The sequence below is a fragment of the Aliidiomarina minuta genome (assembly GCF_003987145.1).
In the GTDB taxonomy this organism is placed as follows: Bacteria; Pseudomonadota; Gammaproteobacteria; order Enterobacterales; family Alteromonadaceae; genus Aliidiomarina; species Aliidiomarina minuta.
The window spans coordinates 159,273-174,799 of the sequence record NZ_PIPL01000004.1 but is presented as its reverse complement, the minus strand read 5'-3'; the positions used below and the strand labels follow the sequence as shown (position 1 = coordinate 174,799).

Below are 15,527 nucleotides of genomic sequence, written 5' to 3'. Positions count from 1 at the left end.
TGACAACGGAGGCGAATTATATAGATCCCCGGCGCACACGCAACCCCATTTGAAGCTTTTTTTACGATTACAGGATCGTTCGCTGGATCTTTAAACGATCTGCTTTTTTTAGCAGCACTTTTGGCTGGATTTGTACGATATTGCGTATACGACTCAGAACTGAGTCACAACTGGTAGTCAGAACGAAATAAAAGTGTCATCTTTAAATCTACAGGGATGCAGCGTATAGCAGGGACGCTAAATAAAAAACGGGGCCGAAGCCCCGTTTTTTTTTAGAATTAACCCACCAGGAGTTAAAACTTATTCTTCAACTGCTTCTTCAACAGTTTCATCTTCAACTACTGGTCTGTCAATCAGTTCAACATATGCCATAGGGGCATTGTCACCAGCGCGGTAGCCACACTTCATAATACGAGTGTAACCACCTGGACGCTCTGAATAACGTGGACCTAAATCGCTAAACAGCTTACCGACTACTTCTTTATCACGAGTACGAGCAAAAGCTAAACGGCGGTTTGAAACGCTGTCTTGCTTAGCCAATGTGATAAGAGGCTCGATAACGCGACGCAGTTCTTTAGCTTTTGGCACGGTAGTTTTAATAACTTCGTGACGAACTAAAGAGCTGGCCATGTTGCGAAACATCGCCTGGCGATGACTGCTGTTACGGTTGAGTTGACGACCACTCTTACGATGGCGCATAACCTTTACCCTTCTAAATAAAACTCTATACCAAGGTGACCTAAGCGGTACACTTAATCATTGTCGACCAGACTTGCAGGTGGCCAGTTTTCCAGGCGCATGCCCAGAGACAGTCCACGAGAAGCTAATACGTCTTTGATTTCAGTCAACGACTTCTTACCTAAGTTCGGAGTTTTCAATAACTCAACTTCGGTACGCTGTACCAAGTCACCAATGTATTGAATCGCTTCTGCTTTCAAACAGTTCGCTGAACGAACTGTCAGTTCCAGGTCATCGACCGGACGCAGCAAGATTGGATCGAATTCTGGTTTCTCTTCTTTCTCTTCTGGTTCACTCATGTCGCGTAGTTCGACAAAAGCTTCCAACTGCTCAGCCAGGATAGTCGCTGCACGACGGATAGCTTCTTCAGGATCCAGAGTACCATTGGTCTCCATATCAATCACAAGCTTATCCAAATCAGTGCGTTGTTCTACACGAGCTGAATCCACTGTATACGCAATGCGTTCTACAGGGCTGAAAGAAGCATCAACCAGTAAGCGGCCGATTGGACGATCTTCATCCTCGTCTACCTGACGAGCATTCGCAGGAACATAACCACGACCTTTTTCGACTTTAATCCGCATAGACACTTCAGTGTCACCGGTTAAAGTGCAAATCAGATGGTCAGGATTACTGATTACGACGTCACCATCAGTGGTAATATCGCCTGCAGTTACAGGACCTGTGCCGGATTTAGTCAAGGTCAACGTGGCTTCGTTCTTGCCTTCCATATGGACGGCCAGGCCTTTAAGGTTAAGCAGGACTTCAATAATATCTTCCCGAATACCCTCTTTCGTGCTGTATTCATGCTGCACGCCGTCGATCTCAACTTCCGTGACCGCACAACCGGGCATTGAAGAGAGCAAAATACGACGCAGCGCATTTCCTAGCGTGTGACCAAATCCGCGCTCCAGCGGCTCAAGGGTTACCTTGGCATGGTTGGGGCTGACTTGTTCAATATCTACTAACCTTGGTTTCAAAAATTCGGTTACAGAACCCTGCATTGTGTCCTCTCTTTATGCTTAAGCTTTACTTAGAGTAAAGCTCTACGATCAACTGTTCGTTAATTTCCGCAGATAAGTCAGTACGCTCTGGAAGACGTTTAAAAGTACCTTCCATTGCCTTGTTATCTACTTCAACCCAAGTTGGCTTTTCACGCTGATCAGCCAGTTCCAGGGCAGCTGCAATCCGTGCCTGCTTCTTAGCTTTCTCACGAATGCTGACAACATCTTCTGGCTTCACTTTAAATGAAGGAATGTTGACTACCTGACCGTTAACGACTATCGCTTTATGACTCACCAACTGACGCGCTTCTGCACGAGTCGAGGCAAAGCCCATACGGTACACAACATTGTCAAGACGCTGCTCGAGCAATTGCAGTAGGTTCTCACCAGTATTACCTTTAATACGAGCAGCGTCCTTATAGTAATTACGGAACTGCTTTTCTAATACGCCAAACATGCGACGTACTTTTTGTTTTTCGCGTAACTGAACACCGTAATCAGACAGGCGACCACGACGGGCTCCATGCTGACCGGGTGCAGATTCTAATTTACACTTAGTGTCAATTGCGCGAACGCCGCTCTTCAGGAACAAATCGGTCCCTTCGCGACGACTCAGTTTGAGTTTTGGACCCAAATATCTAGCCATCTTCTTTCTCCAACTATCGTTTCACGCCAGTTAAACGCGACGTTTCTTAGGCGGACGACAACCGTTGTGAGGAATCGGTGTCACGTCAGTAATGTTTGTGATCTTGTAGCCAACAGCATTCAGAGCACGAATCGATGATTCACGTCCTGGTCCTGGACCTTTCACAAACACTTCTAGGTTCTTAACGCCGTATTCCTTCGCTACTTCACCCGCACGTTCTGCAGCTACCTGAGCAGCAAACGGCGTTGACTTACGAGAACCACGGAAGCCGGAGCCGCCTGCAGTTGCCCACGACAGAGCATTGCCCTGACGGTCAGTAATGGTGATGATAGTGTTGTTGAAAGATGCATGAATATGAGCCATGCCATCGGCAACTTGCTTTTTAACGCGTTTCCGAGAACGAGTAGGTGTTTTAGCCATTTCTCAATTCCCCCTTATTTTCGGATTGGTTTACGCGGACCTTTACGAGTACGCGCATTAGTTTTAGTGCGTTGTCCACGTAGAGGTAAGCTGCGACGATGACGAAAGCCACGGAAACAACCGAGGTCCATCAAGCGTTTAATATTCATCGAAATCTCGCGACGTAAGTCACCCTCTACAGAGTAGCTACCTACTTCTTCACGAATCTTATCGAGTTCTTCTTCTGACAAAGAGCCAATTTTAGTGGTCTCTGGGATGCCAGTATTTGCAAGAATCTTCTTCGACAGAGTACGGCCTACACCGTAAATCGAAGTCAATGCAATTACTGCATGCTTATTGTCAGGGACGTTAATGCCAGCGATACGGGCCACTAACACATCTCCTATAGTTAAAGGGTCATCGGTTAAAAAGCCCGATAGGATACTCAACCGATTGACGCATTGCAAATAAAACCAAGTCCAGTGCTCAATGGCACTGGACTGGCTCTCTACTTAACCCTGCCGCTGCTTATGCTTTGGGTCACTGCAGATTACACGAACAACACCGTTGCGTCGAATAACCTTACAGTTACGGCAGATCTTCTTAACGGAAGCACGAACTTTCATTGCTACTCTCCGTAACCTGCGATCTTAGCGGCCATAGCCCTTAAGATTCGCTTTCTTGAGCACTGACTCATACTGATGAGACATCATATGAGTTTGTACCTGTGCCATGAAATCCATAATGACGATGACGATAATCAATAACGATGTACCACCAAAGTAGAACTGAACGTTCCACGCAATCATCATGAACTCAGGAACCAAACAAATAAAGGTAATGTACAGTGCGCCTGCAAGTGTCAGACGGGTCATTACTTTATCAATGTAACGCGAGGTTTGCTCACCTGGGCGAATACCCGGAATGAACGCACCAGACTTCTTCAGATTATCCGCTGTATCACGAGGGTTAAATACCAACGCAGTATAGAAGAAACAGAAAAAGATGATCGCGGCTGCATAGAGCATCACGTATAACGGCTGTCCTGGAGAAAGGGTCAAAGCCACTTCCTGCAGAATATTCGAAATACCAGTATCACCCTGTCCGAACCAGGTCGCTATTGTACCCGGAAACAAAATAATACTCGATGCAAAAATGGGTGGAATTACACCAGCCATATTCACTTTTAATGGTAAGTGAGAGCTTTGCGCGGCAAAAACCTTACGGCCTTGCTGACGTTTCGCATAGTTTACCACAATGCGACGCTGTCCGCGCTCTACAAACACCACAAAATAAGTGATGGCGAGAATAATAACACCGATTAACAGCAACAATAATAAATGTAAATCGCCCTGACGCGCCTGTTCTGCAGTTTGACCCACAGCAGACGGCAGGCCTGCGACAATCCCGGCAAAGATGATAATTGAGATACCGTTCCCAATCCCACGTTCTGTAATTTGCTCACCCAGCCACATCAGGAACATAGTCCCGGTAACCAGACTCACTACAGCCGTGAAGTAGAACGCAAAACCCGGATCTATTACCAAACCTGGCATCAGATTCGGCAGACCAGTTGCGATCCCTATTGATTGGAACGTAGCAAGTACCAATGTACCCCAACGCGTATACTGACTGATCTTACGTCGTCCCGCTTCACCCTCTTTCTTAAGCTCTGCTAACTTTGGATGTACCACAGATAGCAATTGCATAATAATCGAGGCCGAAATGTAAGGCATAATGCCTAGTGCGAGAATCGACGCTCGCTCCAGGGCACCACCAGAGAACATGTTAAACATGGCCACGATGGTATCCTGTTGCTGAGCGAACAGATCTGCCAGAACGGCGGCATCTATACCAGGAATAGGCACAAAGGAACCGGCCCGGAATACGATGATCGCACCGAGCACGAACAGCAGACGAGTTTTGAGCTCAGACAAGCCGCCGCCCTTCGCGCTGGAGTTATCCAATCCTGGTTTAGCCATTTATCACTTATCCTTCGATTTTACCGCCGGCCGCTTCGATTGCTTCGCGAGCGCCTTTAGTTACCTTTACACCCTGAACGGTAATTGCGCGGCTAACTTCGCCAGATTTGATCACTTTCACGAACTGAATGTTCTTTTTGATCAAACCAGCTTCTTTAAGAATAGCTACGCTTGCTGTATCACCGTCCACTTTTGCCAGTTCTGCCAATGTAACTTCAGCTGTTACTATCCCTTTACGAGATGTAAAGCCAAATTTTGGCAAACGGCGTTGAAGTGGCATCTGGCCGCCTTCGAAACCTGGTTTAACGCTGCCACCAGAGCGAGACTTCTGCCCTTTGTGACCACGACCACCAGTTTTACCCAGGCCTGAACCAATACCGCGACCTACACGCTTTTTGTCAGTCTTAGCGCCGGGTGCAGGCGTCAATGAATTTAACAACATATCTTAACCCTCCACCTTAACCATATAGTTAACTCGGTTAATCATGCCGCGTATTGAAACAGTATCTTCCAATTCCACTGTATGATTAATTCGGCGTAGACCTAGACCGCGTAAAGTCGCTTTGTGCTTCGGTAAACGACCGATAGCACTTTTAGTCTGGGTTACTTTTACTGTCTTTTTAGCCATTGTTCACTTACCCCACAATTGCGTCAACAGGCAGTCCACGTTTCGCTGCAATCTGCTCTGGAGAATTCATAGCTTCCAGGGCTTTGATCGTAGCGCGAACTACGTTGATCGGGTTGGTTGAGCCGTATGCCTTAGACAATACGTTGTGAACACCGGCCACTTCCAATACTGCACGCATCGCACCACCGGCGATGATACCAGTACCTTCAGAGGCTGGTTTCATAAATACCTGTGAACCAGAATGACGGCCTTTAACTGGGTGCTGAAGGGTATCACCGTTCAGCTGCACGTTTACCATGTTGCGACGTGCTTTCTCCATAGCTTTCTGAATAGCGGCTGGCACTTCACGTGCTTTACCGTAACCGAAACCTACTTTGCCCTGACCATCTCCGACCACAGTTAATGCGGTGAAACTGAAAATGCGACCACCTTTAACCACTTTCGATACGCGGTTAACTGTGATCAACTTTTCCATGAACTCACCGTTTTGAGCTTCTGCATTTGCCATGTTCGTCTCCTAGAACTGAAGTCCTGCTTCACGGGCAGCATCTGCCAGTGCAGCAACGCGACCGTGGTATTTGAAACCACTACGGTCAAAAGAAACAGACTCTACGCCTTTCTCTTTCGCTCGTTCAGCAATGATTTTACCCACTGCTTTAGCTGCTTCTACATTACCGGTAGAGCCTACATCTTTACGAATAGGAGCTTCGGTTGTAGATGCGGCCGCCAGTACTTCAGAACCGTTAGATGCAATTAACTGTGCGTAAATGTGCCGTGGGGTACGGTGAATCACAAGGCGCGTTGCACCCAACTCTTGGATCTTTTTACGCGTGCGAGTAGCGCGACGTAAACGAGCTGATTTTTTGTTCATCGGATTACCCTACTTTTTCTTGGCTTCTTTACGACGCACTTGCTCATCAGCATAACGAACACCTTTGCCTTTATAAGGCTCTGGTTTACGATATGCGCGAATGTTAGCAGCAACCTGACCTACCAGTTGCTTATCGGCGCCTTTTACTACCACTTCAGTTTGCGTAGGAGTGTCCACAGTAATACCTTCTGGGATCTCGTAAGAAACTGGGTGAGAGAAGCCTAAATTTAGGTTCAAATTTTTGCCTTGTGCCTGGGCACGGTAACCAACACCCTGGAGTAAAAGCTTACGCTCATAACCCTGTGTGACACCCTGCACCATGTTGTTTACCAACGCACGAGCAGTACCAGCCTGAGCCCAGCCATTTGCCGCGCCTTCGCGAGGTTCAAATGAAAGCTGTTCATCAGCATTGGTAATAGCTACTGCATTGTTAAACACACGGGTCATAGACCCTTTAGCACCTTTAACGGTCACTTCCTGACCCTGTAACGTAACTTCTACGCCAGCAGGAATAGCGACTGGTGCCTTAGCAACACGTGACATATCCTACCTCCTGTTACGCTACATAACCGAGAATTTCGCCACCAAGTCCCGCTTTACGGGCGGCGCGATCGGTCATTAAGCCTTTTGAAGTTGAAACCACTGCAACCCCTAATCCACCCATAACAGATGGCAGTTCGTTGCGCTTTTTGTAAATACGTAAACCTGGACGGCTAACGCGCTGAATAGATTCGATGACAGGTTTGCCTTCGAAATATTTCAGTTCGATTTCCAGTTCCGGCTTAGCGCCTGATTCTACATTGAAGCCAGTGATAAAACCTTCTTCCTGCAATACTTGGGCAATTGCCTTTTTTTGCTTAGAAGCTGGCATTTTCACGGCAACCTTGTTCGCACCTTGCGCGTTGCGAATGCGAGTGAACATATCCGCAATTGGATCTTGCATGCTCATAATTGCTATCTCCCGTGATTCGTGGCTTACCAGCTAGCTTTTTTCAAGCCAGGGATTTCACCGCGCATTGCTTTCTCACGGACCTTGATACGGCTCATGCCGAATTTACGAAGGTATCCATGAGGACGACCAGTAACATTACAGCGATTACGCTGACGTGAGGAACTGGAATCACGAGGGAGCTTTTGTAAATCTAACACCGCTTCCCAACGTTGTTCGTCTGACGACGAAGGGTCAGCAATGACTGCCTTCAACGCGCTGCGCTTCTCTGCGTATTTGGCTACAAGCTTGGTACGCTTGAGCTCCCGCATTTTCATTGAAACTTTTGCCATAACTCTACACCTTACTTTCTGAACGGGAAGCTAAAGGCAGCTAGCAGTGCGCGAGCTTCTTCATCATTCCCAGCATTAGTGGTGATAGTGATGTCCAAACCACGAACCCGATCGACTTTGTCATACTCGATTTCAGGAAAGATGATTTGTTCACGGACACCCATGCTGTAGTTGCCACGACCGTCGAATGATTTAGCATTCAGGCCACGGAAATCACGAATACGAGGAATTGCGATTGAAATCAAACGCTGTAGGAAATCCCACATTTTCTCGCCGCGCAGAGTTACTTTACAGCCAATCGGGTAGCCTTCACGGATCTTGAAGCCAGCAACAGATTTACGAGCCACAGTGCGAACTGGTTTCTGGCCAGCAATGGCCTCCAGATCTGCAACCGCATTATCGAGAATCTTTTTATCAGTTAATGCTTCACCAACACCCATATTCAGGGTGATTTTTTCAACCCGAGGGACTTGCATGACGCTGTCGTAACTGAACTGTTTCATGAGTTCAGGCACTACAGTATCGCTGTAAAAATCATGCAGTTTCGCCATCGTATACTCCAATGTTTAGTTAAATGATTTCATTGTTAGATTTGAAAACGCGCACTTTCTTGCCATCTTCAATCTTGAAACCAACACGATCTGCTTTTTCAGTCGCTGGATTAAAAATCGCTACATTTGAAACGTGCATGGAGGCTTCTTTTTCAATAATGCCACCCGCCTGATTTAAAGCCGGATTCGGCTTTTGATGTTTCTTAATCAGGTTTACACCTTCCACATATACGCGGTTCTTCTCGGTTAAGACACGCAGTACTTTTCCGCGCTTGCCTTTGTCTTTACCGGCCAGGACCACCACTTCGTCATCACGTTTAATTTTAGCCGCCATTGTTTACTCCTTATAGTACTTCAGGCGCCAGTGAAACAATCTTCATGAACTGCTCAGAGCGAAGTTCACGAGTCACTGGTCCAAAGATACGAGTACCAATTGGCTGCTCATTTGCATTAAGCAAAACAGCCGCGTTGCGGTCAAAACGGATAACAGAGCCGTCTTGACGACGGACGCCTTTCCGGGTGCGTACGACCACCGCGTTTACTACATCGCCTTTCTTCACCTTACCGCGAGGAATTGCTTCCTTGACAGTAACTTTGATGATGTCGCCAATGTTAGCGTAACGGCGGTGCGAACCACCTAGAACCTTAATACATTGTACGCTACGCGCGCCGGAGTTATCGGCAACGTCCAGCATAGTTTGCATTTGGATCATCTCAGTGCTCCGCTTGAGTTTAAAAAAACAGGTCCAAATCGGACCTTTCCCAATCTTCATAAAACAATATGAAGACGTCCCCATATTACGAGGGCGGCGAATTGTAACAGAAAAACAAGAGGCGTAACAGAGGTAAAGCAAAGAAAAACAAAGCGCTGGTAAAGCAAAGTCAACAGCGCTGTATTCAAGTTACACAGTGTACTAAAGACACCACCTGATTAGAAGTAATAACCGAAGTTAATGTTAAACCGGGTTTGCGTGCCCGTGCTTTCTCCTGCCAAGGAGCCATTAATAAAAGGCTGGTTTTGCGCTGTTACTAAATCCACATAGGTAAACACGCCACCAGCGGTCACGGCCATGCCTAGAACATTCATCCAGGTATCTTCTTCATAGCCGCGTTTGTTGGTAATAATACTGTGGTTATTATAAAACTGCAGCTGTGAAACCGGCCCCCACTCTACTGGATAACTATAGGCCACATTTGCGGTAATAACATCAGCCGCTGTAGGTATGGTGTCATAATAGGCATAAGCACCAACCATAATGCCTTCGTTTTCGATATCCAGGTCATAATCATAACGCGCGTACTGTGCGTGAAACTCCCAGCGACCCGTCTCATACACACTATGTATACCCCAGGTTGCCTGACTACCCACCGAAGCGGTGCCGTCGTCCACGTCACCAAACTTGCCTGACACCCCTAGCTCCAGCATCGAATCGTCAAAATGCCATTTACGCGCAATACGAGTCATCAGTGTATTGTTTTCACTTGCGGTAAACTCAGGGTCATCATAAATACCTTCCCCCGGAAGACGAATACCTACAATATTGTAATTGTAACTATCTGCCCGACTGCGCACATCACCGGTCGCGCCACCCAGCTCGTCGTTCAGGATCAGCGCAAAATCAAGATCCCAGTTATCACTGCGTCGTTTCATTAATAGCCCGGATCCTGGGTTATCTTCAAGGCCCACATAAAACGTAGAATTAAAAAAGTAATTATGAGAGTTATAAGGCATCACGCCAAAAGGCTGAATGATGATACCCACCTGCCCCTGCCACTCGTCGCTAAAGTTATAACCAAAATAGGCATGACGAAGCGCTTCCATATACTCAAACCAGCGATACTCCGCCGACAGGATCACGTCATTTATCTGACCATCTAAATTCAGCCGAAAAATATCCAGCTGCAGGTCACCGCCACGGTTTTTTTGACCTTCATCATAATCGGCCAACACATACTGAAAACGCACCGCGCCACCGAGGCTGATACCGTCCTCGCTTTCTTCTGCCTGCTCTCGTTCCTGCTCCAGCTCCTGGATACGCTCTTCCAATTGCTGCAACCGTTCTTCATCACTTTGAGCAAAAGCTACAGAGGAAGATAATATTACACTTAATAAACCAGTTGCTGCGTAAGATAGCCGCATGTACTTCTCCAGTTTTAATTTATGTAATGTCAGTATAGTGGCGAATGTAAAGTTAACAACCTCAATTAAATCAAGCGCATAAAAAAACGGCCCCCGAAGGAGCCGTTTTGCCGAACTTAATTAGTAAACTAATTAAATAACGGTTGCTTTCTCAACAACGTCAACCAAAGTCCAGTTTTTCCCTTTCGAGATAGGACGAGTTTCGCGAATAGTCACGAGGTCACCCTGACCGCACTGGTTGCTTTCGTCGTGCGCTTTAATCTTAGTAGTACGAGTAATGTACTTACCATAGATTGGGTGTTTAACCCGACGCTCGATAGCTACAACGATAGATTTATCCATCTTGTCACTAACTACACGACCTTGCAGAGTACGGATAGATTTAGATTCAGTCATTACGCACCTGCCTTATCATTAAGAAGTGTCTTCACTCGTGCAATATCGCGACGCACTTGCTTCAACATATGAGTTTGATTCAGCTGGCCGGTGGCTGCTTGCATACGCAAGTTGAATTGCTCGCGAAGCAGGCCAAGCAGCTCTTCATTCAGCTGTTCAACGCTTTTATCTTTCAGTTCGCTAGCTTTCATTACATCACCGTCCGAGAAACAAAAATGGTTTTGAATGGCAGTTTACTTGCCGCTAGGCGGAAAGCTTCACGTGCCAACTCTTCTGGAACGCCGTCCATTTCGTATAAAACACGACCTGGCTGGATTTGGCAAACCCAGTATTCGACGTTACCTTTACCTTTACCCATACGCACTTCAAGCGGCTTTTCAGTAATTGGCTTATCAGGGAATACCCGAATCCAGATTTTACCTTGACGCTTAACGTGACGAGTCATCGCACGACGGGCAGCTTCGATTTGGCGAGCAGTCATACGACCACGCTCAACCGCTTTCAGGCCGAAAGTACCGAAGCTGACTTTATTACCAGTCTGCGCCAGACCGCGGTTACGGCCTGTGTGAACCTTGCGAAATTTAGTACGCTTAGGTTGTAACATATCGGTTCTCCTTACTTACGACCTTTGCCGCGCTTAGAAGGTTTAGGTTGCTCTTCCTGTATTGGCATATCCCCAAGGATTTCGCCACGGAAGACCCATACCTTCACGCCGATGATACCGTAGGTGGTGTGAGCTTCACTGGTTGCATAATCAATATCTGCACGCAGTGTATGCAAAGGCACACGGCCTTCACGATACCATTCAGTACGGGCAATTTCTGCTCCGCCTAAACGACCGCTGACTTCCACTTTGATACCCTGCGCGCCCAGACGCATCGCGTTCTGTACCGCACGCTTCATAGCGCGACGGAACATGACACGGCGCTCAAGCTGACCAGCGATGTTCTCGCCGACTAACTGGGCATCGAGCTCAGGTTTACGAACTTCAGAGATGTTGATCTGAGCTGGCACGCCAGTCAGTTTAGAAACCTGCAAACGCAGTTTCTCAACATCTTCACCTTTCTTACCAATGACAACACCAGGACGAGCAGTGTGAATAGTTACGCGGACGCTCTTTGCAGGGCGTTCAATAACAATTCGGCTCACCGAAGCGCTTTTAAGTTTCTCTTTCAGAAACTCACGCACTTGATGATCGCTGTGCAGGTTGTTGGCGAAATCCTTGGAATCCGCGTACCAGGTAGCATTGTATGGCTTGGTGATACCTAGGCGAATACCATTAGGATGTACTTTTTGACCCATAATTTTATCTCCTAGCTATCTGACACAACCACAGTAATGTGGCTGGTACGCTTCAAGATACGATCGGCGCGACCCTTTGCACGAGGCTTGATTCGCTTCATGGTAGGACCTTCATCAATCATGATAAAGGCTACTTTCAACTCATCGATGTCAGCACCTTCATTATGCTCCGCGTTTGCGATAGCAGACTCAAGAACCTTGTTGATCAACGTTGCGGCTTTCTTCGGGCTATAAGCCAGAATTTCAAGCGCCTGTGCAACTGATTGACCACGGATCTGATCTGCAACCAAACGCCCCTTTTGAGGGGAAACGCGGGCAAATTTATGTTTAGCAATAGCTTCCATTGTATTTACCTCTTAACGTTTCTTCGCTTTCTTATCCGCAGCGTGGCCGCGGTAAGTGCGAGTCGGAGCAAATTCGCCTAATTTATGACCAATCATTTCATCAGTAATAAATACTGGAACATGTTGACGGCCATTGTGAACAGCGATGGTCAATCCAATCATATCTGGAATGATCATTGAACGACGGGACCAAGTCTTTAATGGTTTCTTTTCCCCGCTTTCCATCGCTTTCTCCACCTTTTTCAATAGGTGAAGGTCTATAAATGGACCTTTTTTAAGAGAACGTGGCATTTAGTGAATCCTCTTGCCTTTATTTAGTGCGACGACGCACGATGTACTTGTCAGTACGCTTATTCTTACGGGTCTTGTAGCCTTTCGTAGGCGTACCCCATGGAGACACCGGATGACGGCCACCTGAAGTCCGGCCTTCACCACCACCATGTGGGTGATCAACCGGGTTCATAGCAACACCGCGAACGGTTGGGCGAACACCACGCCAGCGAGCAGCACCAGCTTTACCTAGCTGCTTAAGCATGTGTTCCGCATTACCGATCTCACCGATGGTTGCGCGACAATCAGCCAGAACTTTGCGTACTTCGCCTGAACGCAGGCGTATGGTTACATACATGCCGTCGCGTGCCAGAATCTGCACATAAGCACCAGCAGAACGTGCCATTTGAGCACCCTTGCCTGGTTTCATTTCTACCGCATGCACCGTACTACCCACTGGGATATTGCGCATTGGTAAAGTGTTACCTGGTTTAATTGGCGCATCAGAGCCTGAAACTACCTGAGTACCAGGCTTCAGACCTTTAGGTGCCAGAATGTAACGGCGTTCGCCATCAGCATACAACACCAACGCAATGTTCGCAGAGCGGTTAGGATCATATTCAATGCGTTCAACTTTCGCAGGAATACCATCTTTATTGCGTTTAAAGTCAACCACACGGTAATGATGTTTATGACCACCACCAATGTGACGAACTGTGATACGACCATTGTTATTACGGCCACCCGACTTGCTGTTTTTTTCCAACAACGGAGCGTAAGGTCTGCCTTTATACAGGTCCTGGCCAACGACTTTTACGACGTGACGACGACCCGGAGATGTAGGCTTCTGTTTAACAACTGCCATTTTCACTATCCTCCTGTTTATTCAGCGCCGCCGACGAAGTCGATATCAGCACCTTCGGTCAGAGTCACGTAAGCTTTTTTCCAATCGCTACGCTTACCCATACGCGCACCTGTGCGTTTGGATTTACCCTTCACGTTCAGAGTGCGAACACCAGTCACTTCGACTTCAAACAGTTTCGCAACTGCAGCTTTGATTTCTTTTTTAGTGGCATCTTTGGCTACTTTGAAGACCAATGTATTATTGGCTTCAGCAGACATAGTTGCCTTTTCAGAAACGTGAGGGGCTAGCAACACTTTCAACATACGTTCTTCGCTAATCATGATAAGGCCTCCTCAAGCTGCTTCACCGCATCGGCAGTCATCAGAACTTTATCAAACGCGATCAGGCTGACCGGGTCGATACCCTGAACGTCACGTACGTCTACACGGTAGATGTTACGTGAAGCAAGGAACAAATTCTCATCAACTTCCTTAGTGACAATCAAAACGTCCTGCAAATCCAATTCTTTCAGTTTCGCTTTCAGTTGCTTAGTCTTTGGCGCATCAACGCTAAAGTTTTCGACAACAATCAAACGATCCTGACGAATCAGTTCCGACAGAATGCTTTTAATAGCACCGCGGTACATTTTCTTATTAACTTTCTGGCTGTGATCCTGCGGTTTTGCTGCAAAAGTCACACCACCAGAACGCCAGATTGGACTACGAATAGTACCGGCACGAGCTCGGCCTGTACCTTTCTGACGCCATGGCTTTTTACCACCACCTGAAACTTCGGAACGTGTCAGTTGACCACGCGTACCTTGACGTGCGCCCGCCGCATAGGCTACTACAACCTGATGCACGAGAGCTTCGTTAAACTCACGTCCAAAGGTAGCTTCGGAAACTTCAAGAGCGCCTTTCGCGTCTTTTAATGCTAATTCCATCACTAATCTCCTCAGACGTTACGCTTTAACCGCTGGTTTAACGATGACGTCGCCGCCCGTTGCACCAGGGACCGCGCCCTTAACTAAAATTAAGTTGCGTTCAGCGTCAACACGGACGACTTCCAGAGACTGAACAGTTACCTGTTCGTTACCCATTTGGCCGGCCATCTTTTTACCTTTGAATACTTTACCCGGTGATTGGTTTTGACCAATTGAACCAGGAGCGCGATGCGACAGTGAGTTACCGTGCGTGGCGTCCTGCATGCTGAAATTCCAGCGTTTCACCGCGCCAGCGAAACCTTTACCTTTAGAGGTACCGGTTACGTCGACTAATTTTGCGTCTGCTAATATTTCCACAGTCAGCTCATTGCCAACCGTGATCTCGTCGTACTCACCTTCTCCAAGGCGGAACTCCCAAAGACCACGACCCGCTTCAACACCTGCTTTAGCGAAATGACCCGCTGAAGCCTTGTTGACTCGGTTAGCTTTTTTGCTGCCAGTGGTCACCTGAAGCGCGCGATAACCGTCAGTGTCCAGGCCTTTTACCTGAGTCACGCGGTTTGCTTGCACTTCGATCACAGTCACAGGAACTGAAGCGCCATCTTCTTGAAAGATGCGAGTCATTCCGACTTTACGACCGACTAGACCAATAGCCATTGTTAAAACCTCTTATCCAGAATCCTATTGCTCACTTAACCCAGGCTGATTTGTACATCAACGCCAGCGGCCAAGTCCAAACGCATCAGCGCATCTACTGTTTTTTCAGTAGGTTCAATGATGTCGATAAGACGCTTGTGAGTGCGGATCTCGTACTGATCACGAGCATCTTTGTTCACGTGAGGAGAAATCAACACAGTGAAACGTTCTTTGCGCGTGGGTAGTGGAATAGGGCCACGAACCTGTGCGCCAGTGCGTTTTGCAGTATCAACGATTTCTGCTGTCGACTGATCAATCAGGCGGTGATCGAACGCTTTCAAGCGAATCCGAATTCTTTGACTAGACATAATCAAAGCCTCATATATAAAGAGCATTTAAAAAAGAGCATAAAAAAACACGCATCTTCACTGGCATTTCTGCCCGAAGATGATGTTTTTTCAACTACCGTTCAACCCCCAATCGGGGTTGCTGATGCAGCTCACAGACAGAAGCCTATGAGCCTTGGTGCGGGATTATACGGGTTTACCTGCC

At 47.3% G+C, this 15,527-nt stretch carries 29 protein-coding genes; all 29 read right to left on the bottom strand.

Features of this window, described 5'->3' with window-relative positions; translation table 11 throughout:
- Positions 1-300: 300 nt before the first annotated feature.
- Positions 301-699, bottom strand: a complete 399-nt coding sequence (rplQ, locus tag CWE09_RS14095; protein ID WP_126804705.1) for a 50S ribosomal protein L17 — start codon at positions 697-699, stop codon at positions 301-303.
- 53 nt (positions 700-752) lie between these two features.
- Positions 753-1,742: a DNA-directed RNA polymerase subunit alpha gene (locus CWE09_RS14090; protein ID WP_126804704.1), complete on the bottom strand. Its 990-nt coding sequence runs from the start codon at positions 1,740-1,742 to the stop codon at positions 753-755.
- A gap of 25 nt (positions 1,743-1,767) precedes the next feature.
- Complete coding sequence (gene rpsD / locus CWE09_RS14085) at positions 1,768-2,388, bottom strand: 30S ribosomal protein S4 (RefSeq protein WP_126804703.1); 621 nt, start codon at positions 2,386-2,388, stop codon at positions 1,768-1,770.
- 30 nt (positions 2,389-2,418) lie between these two features.
- A complete protein-coding gene (gene rpsK / locus CWE09_RS14080) occupies positions 2,419-2,808 on the bottom strand; it encodes a 30S ribosomal protein S11 (protein WP_126804702.1) in 390 nt (129 codons plus the stop codon).
- Positions 2,809-2,822: 14 nt separating this feature from the next.
- A complete protein-coding gene (gene rpsM, locus CWE09_RS14075; RefSeq protein WP_126804701.1) occupies positions 2,823-3,179 on the bottom strand; it encodes a 30S ribosomal protein S13 in 357 nt (118 codons plus the stop codon).
- Positions 3,180-3,299: 120 nt separating this feature from the next.
- Positions 3,300-3,413: a 50S ribosomal protein L36 gene (gene rpmJ / locus CWE09_RS14070; RefSeq protein ID WP_111570027.1), complete on the bottom strand. Its 114-nt coding sequence runs from the start codon at positions 3,411-3,413 to the stop codon at positions 3,300-3,302.
- 24 nt (positions 3,414-3,437) lie between these two features.
- Positions 3,438-4,769 (bottom strand): preprotein translocase subunit SecY, encoded by a 1,332-nt coding sequence (gene secY, locus CWE09_RS14065; protein WP_126804700.1) that lies wholly within the window; start codon positions 4,767-4,769, stop codon positions 3,438-3,440.
- Positions 4,770-4,776: 7 nt separating this feature from the next.
- A complete protein-coding gene (gene rplO / locus CWE09_RS14060) occupies positions 4,777-5,211 on the bottom strand; it encodes a 50S ribosomal protein L15 (protein WP_126804699.1) in 435 nt (144 codons plus the stop codon).
- A gap of 3 nt (positions 5,212-5,214) precedes the next feature.
- Complete coding sequence (gene rpmD / locus CWE09_RS14055) at positions 5,215-5,397, bottom strand: 50S ribosomal protein L30 (RefSeq protein ID WP_126804698.1); 183 nt, start codon at positions 5,395-5,397, stop codon at positions 5,215-5,217.
- A gap of 7 nt (positions 5,398-5,404) precedes the next feature.
- Positions 5,405-5,905, bottom strand: coding sequence for a 30S ribosomal protein S5 (gene rpsE, locus CWE09_RS14050; RefSeq protein ID WP_126804697.1), 501 nt, complete (start codon positions 5,903-5,905; stop codon positions 5,405-5,407).
- A gap of 9 nt (positions 5,906-5,914) precedes the next feature.
- Positions 5,915-6,268 carry a 50S ribosomal protein L18 gene (gene rplR, locus CWE09_RS14045; RefSeq protein ID WP_126804696.1) on the bottom strand — a complete coding sequence of 118 codons (354 nt, stop codon included), beginning with the start codon at positions 6,266-6,268 and terminating at the stop codon, positions 5,915-5,917.
- 9 nt (positions 6,269-6,277) lie between these two features.
- Positions 6,278-6,811 carry a 50S ribosomal protein L6 gene (gene rplF, locus CWE09_RS14040; RefSeq protein ID WP_126804695.1) on the bottom strand — a complete coding sequence of 178 codons (534 nt, stop codon included), beginning with the start codon at positions 6,809-6,811 and terminating at the stop codon, positions 6,278-6,280.
- Between the two features lie 13 nt (positions 6,812-6,824).
- Positions 6,825-7,217 (bottom strand): 30S ribosomal protein S8, encoded by a 393-nt coding sequence (gene rpsH / locus CWE09_RS14035; protein WP_126804694.1) that lies wholly within the window; start codon positions 7,215-7,217, stop codon positions 6,825-6,827.
- A gap of 26 nt (positions 7,218-7,243) precedes the next feature.
- Positions 7,244-7,549 (bottom strand): 30S ribosomal protein S14, encoded by a 306-nt coding sequence (gene rpsN, locus CWE09_RS14030; RefSeq protein ID WP_126804693.1) that lies wholly within the window; start codon positions 7,547-7,549, stop codon positions 7,244-7,246.
- 11 nt (positions 7,550-7,560) lie between these two features.
- The gene (gene rplE / locus CWE09_RS14025; RefSeq protein ID WP_126804692.1) at positions 7,561-8,100 is read right to left on the bottom strand and encodes a 50S ribosomal protein L5; all 540 of its coding nucleotides are present in this window, start codon (positions 8,098-8,100) and stop codon (positions 7,561-7,563) included.
- Between the two features lie 19 nt (positions 8,101-8,119).
- Complete coding sequence (gene rplX / locus CWE09_RS14020; protein ID WP_126804691.1) at positions 8,120-8,434, bottom strand: 50S ribosomal protein L24; 315 nt, start codon at positions 8,432-8,434, stop codon at positions 8,120-8,122.
- A gap of 10 nt (positions 8,435-8,444) precedes the next feature.
- Entirely contained in the window at positions 8,445-8,813 is a 369-nt protein-coding gene (rplN, locus tag CWE09_RS14015) for a 50S ribosomal protein L14 (RefSeq protein ID WP_126789364.1), read from the bottom strand.
- Between the two features lie 218 nt (positions 8,814-9,031).
- Complete coding sequence (locus tag CWE09_RS14010; protein ID WP_241974387.1) at positions 9,032-10,240, bottom strand: carbohydrate porin; 1,209 nt, start codon at positions 10,238-10,240, stop codon at positions 9,032-9,034.
- A gap of 132 nt (positions 10,241-10,372) precedes the next feature.
- Entirely contained in the window at positions 10,373-10,636 is a 264-nt protein-coding gene (gene rpsQ, locus CWE09_RS14005) for a 30S ribosomal protein S17 (protein ID WP_126804690.1), read from the bottom strand.
- Complete coding sequence (gene rpmC, locus CWE09_RS14000) at positions 10,636-10,827, bottom strand: 50S ribosomal protein L29 (protein ID WP_126804689.1); 192 nt, start codon at positions 10,825-10,827, stop codon at positions 10,636-10,638. The genes rpsQ and rpmC overlap by 1 nt, the downstream gene beginning before the upstream one ends.
- Positions 10,827-11,240, bottom strand: a complete 414-nt coding sequence (rplP, locus tag CWE09_RS13995) for a 50S ribosomal protein L16 (protein ID WP_126804688.1) — start codon at positions 11,238-11,240, stop codon at positions 10,827-10,829. Before rplP ends, rpmC begins: the two co-directional genes overlap by 1 nt.
- Positions 11,241-11,251: 11 nt before the next feature.
- A complete protein-coding gene (rpsC, locus tag CWE09_RS13990) occupies positions 11,252-11,938 on the bottom strand; it encodes a 30S ribosomal protein S3 (protein ID WP_126804687.1) in 687 nt (228 codons plus the stop codon).
- Positions 11,939-11,949: 11 nt separating this feature from the next.
- Positions 11,950-12,282, bottom strand: coding sequence for a 50S ribosomal protein L22 (gene rplV, locus CWE09_RS13985; RefSeq protein WP_126804686.1), 333 nt, complete (start codon positions 12,280-12,282; stop codon positions 11,950-11,952).
- 12 nt (positions 12,283-12,294) lie between these two features.
- Entirely contained in the window at positions 12,295-12,573 is a 279-nt protein-coding gene (rpsS, locus tag CWE09_RS13980) for a 30S ribosomal protein S19 (RefSeq protein WP_126804685.1), read from the bottom strand.
- 19 nt (positions 12,574-12,592) lie between these two features.
- The gene (gene rplB, locus CWE09_RS13975) at positions 12,593-13,417 is read right to left on the bottom strand and encodes a 50S ribosomal protein L2 (RefSeq protein WP_126804684.1); all 825 of its coding nucleotides are present in this window, start codon (positions 13,415-13,417) and stop codon (positions 12,593-12,595) included.
- 17 nt (positions 13,418-13,434) lie between these two features.
- Entirely contained in the window at positions 13,435-13,737 is a 303-nt protein-coding gene (gene rplW / locus CWE09_RS13970) for a 50S ribosomal protein L23 (RefSeq protein WP_126804683.1), read from the bottom strand.
- Complete coding sequence (gene rplD, locus CWE09_RS13965; RefSeq protein ID WP_126804682.1) at positions 13,734-14,339, bottom strand: 50S ribosomal protein L4; 606 nt, start codon at positions 14,337-14,339, stop codon at positions 13,734-13,736. The genes rplW and rplD overlap by 4 nt, the downstream gene beginning before the upstream one ends.
- 18 nt (positions 14,340-14,357) lie before the next feature.
- Positions 14,358-14,996, bottom strand: a complete 639-nt coding sequence (rplC, locus tag CWE09_RS13960) for a 50S ribosomal protein L3 (RefSeq protein WP_126804681.1) — start codon at positions 14,994-14,996, stop codon at positions 14,358-14,360.
- 35 nt (positions 14,997-15,031) lie between these two features.
- Entirely contained in the window at positions 15,032-15,343 is a 312-nt protein-coding gene (rpsJ, locus tag CWE09_RS13955) for a 30S ribosomal protein S10 (RefSeq protein ID WP_111570037.1), read from the bottom strand.
- Between the last annotated feature and the right edge of the window lie 184 nt (positions 15,344-15,527).

Coding starts and splice junctions, on each gene's coding strand:
- CWE09_RS14090 (WP_126804704.1), bottom strand. CDS start 1,742: ATGCAGGGTTCTGTAACCGAATTTTTGAAACCAAGGTTAGTAGATATT.
- rpsK (WP_126804702.1), bottom strand. CDS start 2,808: ATGGCTAAAACACCTACTCGTTCTCGGAAACGCGTTAAAAAGCAAGTT.
- rpsN (WP_126804693.1), bottom strand. CDS start 7,549: ATGGCAAAAGTTTCAATGAAAATGCGGGAGCTCAAGCGTACCAAGCTT.
- rpmJ (WP_111570027.1), bottom strand. CDS start 3,413: ATGAAAGTTCGTGCTTCCGTTAAGAAGATCTGCCGTAACTGTAAGGTT.
- rplV (WP_126804686.1), bottom strand. CDS start 12,282: ATGGAAGCTATTGCTAAACATAAATTTGCCCGCGTTTCCCCTCAAAAG.
- rplC (WP_126804681.1), bottom strand. CDS start 14,996: ATGGCTATTGGTCTAGTCGGTCGTAAAGTCGGAATGACTCGCATCTTT.
- rpsE (WP_126804697.1), bottom strand. CDS start 5,905: ATGGCAAATGCAGAAGCTCAAAACGGTGAGTTCATGGAAAAGTTGATC.
- rpmC (WP_126804689.1), bottom strand. CDS start 10,827: ATGAAAGCTAGCGAACTGAAAGATAAAAGCGTTGAACAGCTGAATGAA.
- rpsH (WP_126804694.1), bottom strand. CDS start 7,217: ATGAGCATGCAAGATCCAATTGCGGATATGTTCACTCGCATTCGCAAC.
- rplB (WP_126804684.1), bottom strand. CDS start 13,417: ATGGCAGTTGTTAAACAGAAGCCTACATCTCCGGGTCGTCGTCACGTC.
- rplQ (WP_126804705.1), bottom strand. CDS start 699: ATGCGCCATCGTAAGAGTGGTCGTCAACTCAACCGTAACAGCAGTCAT.
- CWE09_RS14010 (WP_241974387.1), bottom strand. CDS start 10,240: ATGCGGCTATCTTACGCAGCAACTGGTTTATTAAGTGTAATATTATCT.
- rplD (WP_126804682.1), bottom strand. CDS start 14,339: ATGGAATTAGCATTAAAAGACGCGAAAGGCGCTCTTGAAGTTTCCGAA.
- secY (WP_126804700.1), bottom strand. CDS start 4,769: ATGGCTAAACCAGGATTGGATAACTCCAGCGCGAAGGGCGGCGGCTTG.
- rplF (WP_126804695.1), bottom strand. CDS start 6,811: ATGTCACGTGTTGCTAAGGCACCAGTCGCTATTCCTGCTGGCGTAGAA.
- rplP (WP_126804688.1), bottom strand. CDS start 11,240: ATGTTACAACCTAAGCGTACTAAATTTCGCAAGGTTCACACAGGCCGT.
- rplX (WP_126804691.1), bottom strand. CDS start 8,434: ATGGCGGCTAAAATTAAACGTGATGACGAAGTGGTGGTCCTGGCCGGT.
- rpsQ (WP_126804690.1), bottom strand. CDS start 10,636: ATGACTGAATCTAAATCTATCCGTACTCTGCAAGGTCGTGTAGTTAGT.
- rplR (WP_126804696.1), bottom strand. CDS start 6,268: ATGAACAAAAAATCAGCTCGTTTACGTCGCGCTACTCGCACGCGTAAA.
- rplO (WP_126804699.1), bottom strand. CDS start 5,211: ATGTTGTTAAATTCATTGACGCCTGCACCCGGCGCTAAGACTGACAAA.
- rplW (WP_126804683.1), bottom strand. CDS start 13,737: ATGATTAGCGAAGAACGTATGTTGAAAGTGTTGCTAGCCCCTCACGTT.
- rplE (WP_126804692.1), bottom strand. CDS start 8,100: ATGGCGAAACTGCATGATTTTTACAGCGATACTGTAGTGCCTGAACTC.
- rpsC (WP_126804687.1), bottom strand. CDS start 11,938: ATGGGTCAAAAAGTACATCCTAATGGTATTCGCCTAGGTATCACCAAG.
- rplN (WP_126789364.1), bottom strand. CDS start 8,813: ATGATCCAAATGCAAACTATGCTGGACGTTGCCGATAACTCCGGCGCG.
- rpsS (WP_126804685.1), bottom strand. CDS start 12,573: ATGCCACGTTCTCTTAAAAAAGGTCCATTTATAGACCTTCACCTATTG.
- rpsD (WP_126804703.1), bottom strand. CDS start 2,388: ATGGCTAGATATTTGGGTCCAAAACTCAAACTGAGTCGTCGCGAAGGG.
- rpmD (WP_126804698.1), bottom strand. CDS start 5,397: ATGGCTAAAAAGACAGTAAAAGTAACCCAGACTAAAAGTGCTATCGGT.
- rpsJ (WP_111570037.1), bottom strand. CDS start 15,343: ATGTCTAGTCAAAGAATTCGGATTCGCTTGAAAGCGTTCGATCACCGC.